The sequence below is a fragment of the Streptomyces sp. PKU-EA00015 genome, assembly GCF_013387495.1.
GTDB lineage: Bacteria > Actinomycetota > Actinomycetes > Streptomycetales > Streptomycetaceae > Streptomyces.
The window spans coordinates 363,952-375,529 of sequence record NZ_JABZEE010000001.1; the positions used below are offsets into that span (position 1 = coordinate 363,952).

The following is an 11,578-nucleotide window of genomic DNA, read 5'->3' on the forward strand; positions in this document are numbered from 1 at the left end:
AGCCTCTAGCTGATGTTGCAGATGCTCTTGATGTCGCAGTACTCGAACCCGGTCTGGACATAGTACGGGTCATTGTCCAGGATCCGGATTTCCGATGTGAACCGCCCGAGGTCCCCGCCTGCGTCGGTGTTCTGCTTGGTCGGCACGGCGGCACGCCCGCAGACCTCATTCCACGTGGGGTACGGGTAGTTGTTGTCGAGTTCGAGCATCCACGTGCCGTCGGACTGCTTGTCCGCGTACATCTGAACGCAATACTTGCCGGACGTGAGTGTCATGCCGCCACTCTCGCGGGACTTGGCGAACGGGTACTCGTCGCAGCTTGTTCCGTCTGCGTTCGGGTGCGGGTTCCATTCCGCAACCGCCAGCATGCACATCTTGTCGCGGTTCTCCTTCGCCTTCGTGTCGTCCGCGAGGCGGTGCAGGGGCTTGTTGTACTGCTCGCTGCCCGGATGCGAAGCAAGTTTTTCCATCAGCACCCAGTAGTAGGCTGCCGCAGCAGGGTATTTACGGGTGTTCATCGTCAGCGTCGGAGTGAACTTCGGGAAGACGCAGCCGGTGTTGGCCCCTACCTTGTTGTCGCAGCGGATGTCGAATGCCTGGTGGCTCCAGGTCTGATTCGCGGGCATGGTGGCTTGCGGTGTGCTCCAACTGGTGTCCCAGTCCAGGTTGAGGATCTGGGCCCCACCGACGATCTTGCTCCACTTGTAGGTGTTGGTCCGAGTGGCCACGTGCGTGTCGCCTGTGGTCCACGTGGTGCTGCCGGTCCAGGGGCCCACCGTCTCCGCACACCCGGTCGTCGGCCAGCAGTTCTCCATGAACGAGGTGAGCGTGGTGGAGCTGATTCCCGTCATGCTGACCAGGGAGATCTCGGTCCAGGTAGTGAACTCGCCCGACTTCGGGTTGAGGTCGATCTCCTGGATGATGTTCATGGTGGCGCTTCCGATGGGGGCACCATCGCGCGTCGCGCTGAGAACGAACAGGCCGCGCAGACATCCTTCTGTCCTGGTGTACATGGCTGCGCCGTTGACGTTCTTGCACCACCCCACCGGTCCCGACGCTGCCGCCACAGTGGCCCTCTGGGTTGTCTGGGCCGATGCGGTCTTCTTGTGGTTCTGGTTGCTCTTGTTGCTCTGCGCCTTGTATTCCGTACAGAGCTTTACTTTGTCCTTGCCGGTTGAACAGTGGGGCTCGCTTGTCGGCTCGGTCCTCATCCTGCTGGCAGTGAGGCCGCTCATGGAGCCGGCGTCCTTGGCCACCTGGCTGGTCTCGAAGTTGACATCCGCCGCATAGGGGTCGGCCTCAGGGAAGCGCACCTCGTTCAGGCCGTCGTAGTCGCCAGGCACGAACGCGACGGCGTCCCAGGCGATGTCCTTGGTGCCGTTGCCGCCGTTGAAGTTGTCCAAGCTCACTTCGGGCAAGGTGCCGTTGAAGCGGTAAGCGCCGAGATCAACCCACCTGTTGGACTGGTTGGCGTCCTGGGGGACCGCCTTCACCGTCGTGCCGTGCGCGTGCTTGATGCGGTATTCGGCCTTGGTGGTCTGCGCCCCGTGGTCGGGGATGTGTGCATAGACCTTGGCCTGGCCGCTGTAGTCGGTGATCTGCTGGCCCAGCTTCCAGGTGCCGGTGACCTTCATGCGGTCACCCGGCGGCGGATAGGACTCAGGCGAGCGAGTGTGGGTGAACCAGAAGTGGTTGCCGTAGGCTGCACCGATCTGGTGCGTGTCCATCTTGCCCGGGTAGGTGGTCACCGTCTGGCCGGTGTCGGCGTCGACAAGGTCCCACGGCTGATAGGTGAAGGTGAACGTACCGTTCGACTTCGCCGCACCGCAGCCTCTGGAATCCGAACCCGCCGGGACGGTGCCGTTGGGCAGGTCATCCACGATCAGGGCACCGGCCGGAAGGCCCGAAGAGCAGCGGGGCGGGTAGGAAGCGGCGTCGGCCTGCTCGCCATAGGTGGTGTTGAACCGGTGGACCGCGTTACCGCACTGCGCACCCGTGGTGCAGTTCTTCCAGGTGGCGGACTGGTCCCACCAGCAGTGCAGCCAGTGCGGGTTGGTGGTCTTGTCGCCCGCGTCCAGCGTGCACGCGCCCATGCCCGCGTCGTTGGAGTCGGTGTCGCTGATCTTGCTCGGGTCGCAGTCGTTCGAGGCGTTACAGAACAGGTCGACCGGCGGCTTGGCATTGGTGCGGTCGATGTTGCTGTTCCACCAGGCCGGTCGGTATCCGGCCTGGAAGTCACCGGGAGCGAACATGGCCGAGATCGGGCGGGCAGCCCACCCGATCACCTTCTCCTCGTACGGCCAGTGCTGCGGCGACGCCGCGTGGCTGTAATCGTCTCCACCCAGCGCGTTCTCCAGGAACGGCGTGCGGTTCGCCTTCCACAGCGGGTTGGCCGGGTTGTTCGTCCACCCCACACCCTTGTGACCGCCGGAATCAGCGGTCTCGTAGAAGCCGGAGTTGTAGGCCCACAAGGCGAAGAACCAGTTTTCGATCCACTTGGGGTGGCCGTCGTTGACCTTCATGCCGGCGCGACGGGTCTGGTTCCACTTGTCGGAGAGTATCTGCGCGCCGTAGGCGATGTTCGCGGTGTAGTCCAGCGCCACAGCCTCTTGGGTAAGGGTGCTGAGCGCGGTCTCACCCTCCTTCGTCTTCCCCGCAAGGCGCATGCCGTCAGTCGCCTGAGTGATTCCGTAACCGCAGTCGGCATCCGACCAGTTGATACGCCACGGGTCAGCCTGCTCGCCGCTGGCCGCGTACTGCACGCCGTAGTAGTTACCGATGAGGCTGTTCGCCGTAACGCCCGGCACCGCGAACCGTGTGGCCTGCCACATGTTCGACTCCTGCGCGGTGATGCCCAGAAGTACCTGCGCGGGAATGTGCCACTTGTCGTTGGTGCCGTCCTCGGTGTCCAGCTTCCCGTTGGGGTCACCGGCCAGGAGCAGCGGCGCGAACAGGCCCTGTGGCTGGTAGCCACCCATGCCAGTGTTCTTCCAGTTGGGTGAGCGGTAGAAGTCCAGCTTGCCCACCACGGCCTGGTCGACAGCCCACTCCACCTGGCGAGGGGTGGGCTGGAACGCCTGCTTCTTCACGTCGTTGCGGGCCACCGCGCAGTACCGCTCGTCGGTGCCCTCGCTGGGACTGGTCGGCGGGGCCGAAAGCGCCTGGACCCGCGTGGTCTGCTTGGACATGCCGCTGTCGCTGCTGCCCGTCGTCGTACCGCTGGACAGTGCCGGCGAAATTCTAATGCCCGTAGCAGAGTTCTTGCCGCCTGCAGCGGGCTTCGCGTCCAGAGTGACCGTCTTGCCCGTGGCCAGCACCTTGAGCTGCGTGCGTGCGGAACGTGTGGCGTCGGCTTCCTTAGGGGCGATCAGGCTCGCCTTGCCGTCCGCCCATGCCGTCGACACCGCAGCATGCCCCAGGGTGGACATGCGCGAACCCTTGGCCAGACCGCCAGGGTTGGCGATGTGGGTGGGCAGCTTGCCCTTGCCGGCGGCCTGACCCGTGATGAACACGCGGCCCGAGGCCGTGCCGCTCAGGTCCCATTCGTCGAGCTTCCCGCTCGCCACCGTGGCAGCAGCCGTCCTGCCACCGCGCGTCTTGGCCGGGGTGAGGTACTTGGCCCAGCTCTGCGGCTCGCTGGATGCCTTCTTGTCCAGCTCACGTTCGATGAACGTCACGCCGCCGTCGGCGTCGGCGGTGAGCTGGAACGGCACCGTGCGCGTGCGCAGAAGCTGGGTCTCCTTGGCGCCGTTGAGGCGGACCAGCTTGTTGCCGTGCGCTGCGACGATTCCGCTCTTGGTCGGGATGGCGGAGGTGACCTGGCCGGGGAAAGTGGCCGGCTTGGACTGCTTGCCGGTCTTTGCGTCCACGGTGATCAGCCGGCTCTGCTGCTTTTCGTCGCCGTCATGCGTGAGCTGCGTGAACACGACCCGCTCGCCATGACCGCAGCCGGGGCTGAAGTAGGCCAGCGACGCCGTGATCGGCAGCTTGGTGACCTTGCCGGAGTCGAGGTTCACCACGGCGGTGAACGCACCGCGCACCATCAGTTCCGGACGGTTGGTGAACGTACGGGGCGCATACGCGACTGCCGCGTAGTTGCCGGAGGAGGTCAGGCAGGCGTTGCCGATCCATGCATCGGCGTCGAAGCCGTCCTCCCGCAGCGTAGCGGCCGTCTTCCACCCGTAACCGTTCGCCTCGTCGGCGACCAGCAGGTGGAAGCCGGTGCCGTCCCCGCTCGTGGTTAAGGCGGTGTCCTTGGATGCTTTGTACTGTGCGCCCAAGGTCTTGGCGCGGTCCTTCGCGGGGATCGCCGACGGCTTGGCAGGGTTCGTCTGCGGCGGGCTTTTCCAGCCTTGTGCCGTACTCTGCGGCGGGGTGGGTTCAGCGGCCTTCGCAGGCAAGCTGAGCGATATCGCCAGCGCGGTGGCCACCGTGACGGTGACAGGGACGCATAGTCGCCCTAATCGTCTCTTCATACTCTTCCTCGGGTTCGATGAATGATCCGCTCAGCGCCGGTTGCCGGATGGGCGGTCTCTACCGCCAAATCACTCGGGCGGAGACTGTGCGCGGCCTGGACGCTGATCTCGGTCAACAGGGTCGCGTGAGAGGCCAGGCCGCCGCCGTCGACGCTGTCGCTCGTGGTGGAGGCGTTAAGCGGCAAGTAGCTTACTGCTTACCCGAGTTATGCCAACGAGTGCTGCCCCGAGGCCGTGTGCTTCTCCGGTCACCGGTACGGCGTGCTCAGTTACGGCGAGAGCGTCGACCGTCGCGTACAGCGGGCCCCTTGTGAGAAATCACACGAAGCCAGATGCCGTCGGGTGACGAGGTCCTCGACGTCGTCACCGGCCACCAGCTTGGCGGTGTGCTGCAGCTGCAGCACACCGATCCGGCGCGACCCGCCAGGTGTCAACGGACCTGCCGCGCACCCCCGCCGACGCGCTCAACAGGCCTAATCTCTCGCTGGCACTGGGCCGTCAACTTACCGCGCAGCAGCCGCGAAGTCGCGATACCCAGCAGGGCATGGCACGCCATTCTGCGGTAACAGGGCTGTAGCGGCGATGGGGGCAGCCGGTGGACACGGAGGTGCTACCGCCGGCCCGGTTGCCACGTCCATCCTCAACGCCGCCTACTGACTCCAGCGCTGGCTGCGGCGTCTGTCGATCATTCAAGGCCTGATGCGAGGCTCTCCACCGTGACAGGAGTGACCCGTCGGCCCCAGGAACCTGGTGAGCAGCACGATCAGGCCAGTTCTGCGGTCGTACACGGGTGCGCGGGCAGGAAGTTCGTTGCTCTGGCGGCAGAGGCGGACATAAGCTCGCCCCCGTCAGGCCAGGATTCGAACACTCGACCGATATAAGGGCGCCAACCGACTGTCCCGCCGCTGTGACTGTCCGGCAGCGGGGGGCGCATCGCCATGGCGTGACTGTTCACACGCCTTCACGTGAATCCGGAGAATCCATGCAGTTAAGAACCATTACCCGCTCCCAGACAGCCCGTATAGCCGCCGGAGGTGCAACCGTCGGTCTCTTAGTGGCCGGCTACGCCTCTCCGGCCGCCGGGCAGGAGACCGTCAAGCCCCCCGCCGCCGTCAGTGCCGCTTCGCTGAAGAGCGGTCCGAAGGACCCTGCCGCTTCCATAACCGCCGTCGCGGGGGTGTCCCTCTCTCCCACAGCGACCAGCACCACGCGCGCGATCGCCGCATCTGACCCTCAGGCAGTCCAGGCGACAGCCAACCTGTGCGGATCCGGCTACTACCTCCAATACGCCGAGCAGCTTCCCGACGAGCGGCGATGGGGAACCCTGTTCACCTACCAAAGGAACGAAGCACCCTTCAACAGTTGCGCGATCTTCGACAACAACCTCGGTACCACGAAGTACATGAAACTCAAACTGTGTCCGAACGACCTCAGCAAGCCGTGCAGCGTGGATGAGGGCAACTTCAGCCAGTACGCCGGCCCGGTCCGTGTAACCGATGGTCTGTGCGCGCAGGTCACCGCGATCATGAAGAACTCCAAGACCTCCACGACCGCGCTTATCAACCGTCAGTTCCACGTCCCTCCGTGCAACTGACAGGGAACGGACGTCACATGATGAACCGTACTGCTGCACGCCCGCCCCTCTCGCGCCGCGCGTCTTTCGCTGTGAGCGCGGCCGCTGTGGTGGCCGGTGCTCTGTGTACTGCCTGCGCGGGGCCACAGGCCGAAGTGCCGGTCTCAGCCTCGAAGACAGCCTCTCAGAGCCCGGCAGCCCCTGCCCCGGCATCACCCGGCAGCAGCTCTGCCCCTGTCCCGACGTGGACAGACGAGGTGAGCAGGGAGCGGGCCGCCGCCGCGGCGAGCGGGGATCCGGTCACACCCTCGATGAGGCCCGGAGGCAGTATGTCGGGAAGTGAAGACTTCGGACGGACCGTCGTGACCCGGGGAGACGTGAGCGTTTTTTCTCCGGTCAGGGAGGGCGATGGGCTGAGGGTGCCGCTGAAGATAACGAACACCGGCAGCGGGCGGGCCGTCTACCGGGTCGATGTGCGTGTCACCGGTCCGGGCGGGTTCGACGCGAGGGTCTCCATGGAAACCGGAACCGTTGGCGTCTATCCGGGGGCGTCGTGGCCGACGGAGCTGACCTTCACCGACCCCGGCAAGCCGGTTCCCGACCATCCGCGTGTCTCGATCGTGAAGAGCACACGCGAAGTCCTCCGTGGCTGACTGACCTCCATCCCTCAGGACCACCAGGGCCGGAGCACGCACTCCGCACTTGCTGCATAAGGGACGCCACATCGACACCAACGGCTTCCGGCAGACCCTGCTGGACGTATACGCGGAGGTCAGGGCACCGCTGCTGCACCTGCCGCACTACGCTGTCGACGCCTACGCCGCACGCCTGGCCCGGCACGCGGCCGAGCACAGGTCGTCATCGGTAACGACGGAACCGAGGCCGCCGGGTTCGCGTACTGCAACGCGGGTACGGCGAGGACCGGGACCGCCTCGTCCTATGCACCCTGGCCGAGCGGCCCGCCGAGCCGTACCTGCGCACCACGCTCCTCCAGCCGGACAGGTCCCCGTCGGGCACCGCCAAGTGGTCGGCCGCGGCCCGCGCATCTGTGTGCGCGCCGCGCCCTGCACCGCGTGGGAGGTGGGGACCTGACCGCGTCCGGGTGGATCCGCCTAGTGGGCGTGACCGCCGTCGGACGCGGGGTGGTGCGGCTCGTGGCCGGGGATCGTGCCGTCCGCCTTCGCGACGAGGAACAGCCCGGCCATGCCCATGTCCGAATGGCTCTGGACGTGGCAGTGGTACATCCAGGCGCCCGCGCCGACGCCTTCGCCCGCGATCACCTGGAAGCCGAACGAGTCCGCCGGGCCCGTGATCTTGTTGTCGATCACCTGGCTGACGTCCTCGGGGCCGGACAGCAGGCCCGTCCTGTTGTCCGCCCAGCGGTGACCGTGCAGGTGGAAGGTGTGGTAGAACTCGCCGTGCGTGATCATGATGATCTCGACGCGGTCGCCCAGTGTGGCAAGGAAGTTGGGCGGATCGGAGGCCGGCCGGTTGTTGACCGTCATGTCGTTGAAGACGATCGTGAACTGCTTGTCCGGCAGGATGTCGCCCTTCCTGCGCACCACCAGCGGCCCGTAGAGGCCCTTGCGGATGCCGCCCGTGCCGTGGTCGGTGCCCACGACGTGGTCGTGGTAGTGCCAGTAACCGGCGCTGCCCGGCCGCCAGGTTCCGTCGGCGCGGCGGCCGGGGGCGTGGGTGCGCCAGGTGTAGGTGCGGGTGGCGCCCGGTTCGACGTGACTCCTGCTCATCCTGGTGCCGTCGTTGTCGATGTCGTAGTCGACACCGTGCGGGTGCAGGCTGACGGGCACGTCCATCAGGTTCTCGAACTCGATGTGGAGCGTGTCGCCCTCGTTGAGCTCGATCAGGGGACCGGGGACGGTCGCCTTGCCCTTCTCCAGGCCGTACCCCATCCGGCCGTCCGCCAGTTTCTCGGCGTACAGCTTGAGGTGGCGTACCAGGCCGCCTGCCGGGGCAGTCTTCGGTGACGTCGACGCGGCGGGGGCCGCATTGGAGGCGGAGGCGAGGGACAACGATGTCACACCTGTGGCCGCGACCGCCCCGCCCGCGATCAGGCGCCGGTTGAAGCTGCGTCTGTCCATGCCGAACTCTCCAGTCGTTGGCGGAGATTGACGGGGCGCGGCCGGCGCCCCCGGGGACGGCCATACGGTAGCCCGAGCGCCTCCGTTTATCCACGGTCAGGACAAAGTTCGTTCTTTGGCGGTCATACCTATTGGCGAACCGCGAAAAGAGGTCTAGCTTCAACGGCTGTTGTTGTGACCAAAGAGGGGTGGGTGACCCATGCAGCGCACACCACATCACCGGTCGAGATCACGAAGAGGCCTTCTGCCGGCGGCACTTGGCGTCGGAGCCCTGACCGTTTCGCTCCTGGGCGGCAATGCCGCTTCGGCCAGGCCGTACCCGGAACCGCCGCCGACAACGTTGTCCCTCCCCTCGCCGCCAGGGGGCGCGAACGTGAGGGTGCTCGTCTTCCACGCCTCGGCGACCCAGGAGTCGCCGACCGTGAACGCGGGCATCTCCGCGATCGAGACGATCGGGCTGACCGGCCCCACGGAGGGCCGGTTCAGGACGGAGGCGACTGACGACGCCTCCGTGTTCACCGACGCCAGGCGGCTCGGCCGGTTCAACGCGGTCGTGTTCCTGACCGGTGGCGGCGATGTGCTCGACCCGGAGCAGGAGGCCGGGCTCGAGTCGTACCTGGAGGCGGGCGGCGGGTTCGTCGGCATCCACGACGCCGCGCGCACCGAGCCGTACTCGGACTGGTTCACCGGGCTGATCGGCGCCCGGCCGGCGGGGGCGGCGAGCAGCACCCAGCGGGCAATCGTCGAGGTCGGCGACCGCCGGCATCCGGCCACCCGGTCCCTTCCGCTGAACTGGAAGCGGCCGGACCGCTGGTTCAACTGGGCGCAGAATCCCTCGGGAACGGTCCACACCGTGGCCCGGCTCAAGGAGAGTTCGTACACCCCCGCGGCGAATCCCAACGGCTGGGACCACCCGATCTCCTGGTGCCGTGACTACGACGGCGGCCGGTCCTTCTACACCGGCATGGGCGGTACGGTCGACAGCTTCTCCGAGACCGACTTCCGTGACCACCTGCGCGGCGCGCTGGCGTGGACGACGCGGCTCTCTCAGGCCGACTGCAAGGCCACGATCAACGCCAACTACACGGCCGAGCGCGTCACCAAGCCCAACCAGCCCGGTCAGAACGACCAGATCGGCGAGCCGCACGGTCTGGTCGTCTCCCCCGACGGCCGGGTGCTGTACATCGGCCGCGGCGGCGCCGACTCGAGCGTGCCCGTGGTCAGGGACTGGAACAACCCCGACATCGGCAAGGGCAACGGCGAGATCCACGTCTACGACCCCGCGACCGGCAAGGTCACCAAGGCGGGCGCGCTGACCGTCTTCGGCAACAAGGGCGGCGGTGACGAGCTGGTCAAGAACGAGGAAGGGCTGCTCGGCATCGAGCTCGACCCCGACTTCATGACCAACGGCTGGGTGTACCTGCACTACACGCCGCACTCGCGGATCAACCGCGACACGCACATGGGCGAGCGGCGGGTCTCCCGCTTCACGCTCGACCTGGCGACCAACCAACTGGACCTGGCGAGCGAGAAGGTGCTGCTCAACTGGCCGGTGCAGATCCACAGCTGCTGCCACGCGGGCGGCGGGATGTCCTGGGACTCCCAGGGCAACCTCTACATCGCCACCGGTGACACCAACTCCTCCGGATTCAGCGGTGGTTATTCGGGCAACAATCCCGAGCCGAACTTCAAGGGCGTCTCGTTCGCCGACGCGCGCCGCACCGCGGGCAACACCAACAACCTCAACGGCAAGATCCTGCGGATCCACCCCGAGGACGACGGCACCTACACCCTCCCCGAGGGCAACCTGTTCACGGGCAGGGAGACGGCCGAGGGCGGCGGCAAGACGCGCGGCGAGATCTATGTCATGGGCGTGCGCAACCCGGCGCGGATCTTCGTCGACAAGAAGACGGACATCCTCTACGCGGGCTGGGTCGGCCCGGACGCGGGGGCGCCGTCGACGACGTGGGGCCCGGCCAAGTACGACACGTTCGCCGCCATCACCAAGGCGGGCAACCACGGCTGGCCGTACTGCATGGGCAACAAGCAGCCCTACCGCGACCGGAACCTGCCGGACCCGAGCGTGCCGCTCGGCTGGTACGACTGCGACGCCCCGAAGAACGAGTCGCCCAACAACGACGGTCTGGTGAACCTGCCGCCCGTCACGTCCAACACCATCTGGTACTCGCCGCAGGGCGGCGGCGTGGACTACCCGCGCGACGCGAACGGTGTCCCGAGCTACAAGCAGGAGGAGCAGAAGCTGCTGCTTCCGTGGCTCAAGGGCGGCGGCCAGGCCACGATGAACGGCCCGGTCTACCGCTTCGACGCGGCGAGCGACTCGACGGTCAAGTGGCCCCAGTACTGGGACGGCAAGTGGTTCGTCGGCGACTTCTACGACGGCGACCAGCCGCGGCACGCGGTGCTGACCGACCCGAGAACCGTGGGCCAGGGCGGCCTTCCGGTACACGCCGAGTCGCTGAAGAAGATCGTGCCGGTCGGTCCGGGCGGCATCCGCAACCTCATGGACTGGAAGTTCGCCCCGGACGGATCCCTGTACGTGCTCGACTACGGGCGCGGCTTCTTCACCTCCGACTCCAACTCCGCGCTGTGGCGCGTGACCTACAAGGGCGGCGGAGAGACCCCCGCCGCGGACCAGCTGGCGAGGAGGACGGCCCAGTGAGAACACGGCGCTCATCGGTGAGCCTCTGGACGGCCCTGCTGGCCGCGGTGGCCATGGTGCTGGGCCTGACGTCGGCGGTGGCCTACGGCCGGACCGACGACGACCGGGCGACCGAGGCGGCCCAGGTGCTGACCTGGACGGCCGGCGACCCCACCGACCGCTATCTCTCCTTCCCCACGACGGCTGTGGCGGGGCCGGCGACGATCGTCTTCGAGAACAGCGCGGCCACCGGCAACACGAGCGGCATGCCGCACACGCTGACGTTCGACGTCTCCGACCCCGAGTACAACCACGACGTGCCGCTGAACATCCTGGCGAACCCGAACGACGACATGGGCGGCAGGCACACGGCCGAGGTGACGCTGACGCCGGGCCGCTACCTCTTCAAGTGCACGATTCCCGGCCACGGCCTGATGCAGGGCATCCTGACCGTGACCGAGGGCGGCGCGGAGGACGCGACCGCTCCCGAGACCACGGCGAAGGTCGACGGCGACAGGAACGCCGACGGCGCGTACATCGGCCAGGCCACCGTGACGGTGGGCGCGACCGACGCGGGGTCGGGCGTGGAGCGGATCGAGTACGCGCTCGGCGCCGACGGCCCGTGGCAGCCGTACACCGTCCCGGTCGTCGTCGACGAGGTGGGCGCCCACAAGGTCCGCTACCGGGCGACCGACAAGGCCGGGAACACGGCCGCCGAGAAGGCGGTCGACTTCACCGTCGTCGCCCCGCCGACCGACGACACCACCGCGCC

The 11,578-nt window shown here is 67.0% G+C and carries 6 protein-coding genes; 4 read left to right on the top strand and 2 right to left on the bottom strand.

Annotated features, from left to right (window positions below; all coding sequences use genetic code 11):
* Nucleotides 1-5: 5 nt before the first annotated feature.
* A complete protein-coding gene (locus HW130_RS01610; RefSeq protein ID WP_309140286.1) occupies nt 6-4,430 on the bottom strand; it encodes a hypothetical protein in 4,425 nt (1,474 codons plus the stop codon).
* A gap of 1,099 nt (nt 4,431-5,529) precedes the next feature.
* Between HW130_RS01610 and HW130_RS01615 the strand changes: the two genes are divergently transcribed.
* Together HW130_RS01615 and HW130_RS01620 are read left to right on the top strand one after the other, a co-directional pair.
* The gene (locus HW130_RS01615) at nt 5,530-6,069 is read left to right on the top strand and encodes a hypothetical protein (RefSeq protein WP_309140287.1); all 540 of its coding nucleotides are present in this window, start codon (nt 5,530-5,532) and stop codon (nt 6,067-6,069) included.
* A 236-nt stretch (nt 6,070-6,305) separates the two neighbouring features.
* Nucleotides 6,306-6,701, top strand: coding sequence for a hypothetical protein (locus tag HW130_RS01620; protein WP_177147496.1), 396 nt, complete (start codon nt 6,306-6,308; stop codon nt 6,699-6,701).
* Nucleotides 6,702-7,160: 459 nt separating this feature from the next.
* On the opposite strand, the gene HW130_RS01625 is transcribed toward HW130_RS01620, so the two are convergent.
* The gene (locus tag HW130_RS01625) at nt 7,161-8,147 is read right to left on the bottom strand and encodes a multicopper oxidase domain-containing protein (protein ID WP_177147497.1); all 987 of its coding nucleotides are present in this window, start codon (nt 8,145-8,147) and stop codon (nt 7,161-7,163) included.
* 199 nt (nt 8,148-8,346) lie between these two features.
* Here HW130_RS01625 and HW130_RS01630 point away from each other — a divergent pair, with 199 nt between their 5' ends.
* Both HW130_RS01630 and HW130_RS01635 read left to right on the top strand, forming a co-directional pair.
* Complete coding sequence (locus tag HW130_RS01630) at nt 8,347-10,827, top strand: ThuA domain-containing protein (protein ID WP_177147498.1); 2,481 nt, start codon at nt 8,347-8,349, stop codon at nt 10,825-10,827.
* Nucleotides 10,828-10,880: 53 nt separating this feature from the next.
* Nucleotides 10,881-11,578, top strand: a 698-nt coding sequence (locus tag HW130_RS01635; protein ID WP_375256497.1) for an OmpL47-type beta-barrel domain-containing protein, incomplete at its 3' end; no start/stop codon positions are given.

Bases quoted from the DNA above. Each gene is read 5' to 3' on its own strand.
- HW130_RS01625 (WP_177147497.1), bottom strand. From the start codon at position 8,147: ATGGACAGACGCAGCTTCAACCGGCGCCTGATCGCGGGCGGGGCGGTC.
- HW130_RS01630 (WP_177147498.1), top strand. From the start codon at position 8,347: ATGCAGCGCACACCACATCACCGGTCGAGATCACGAAGAGGCCTTCTG.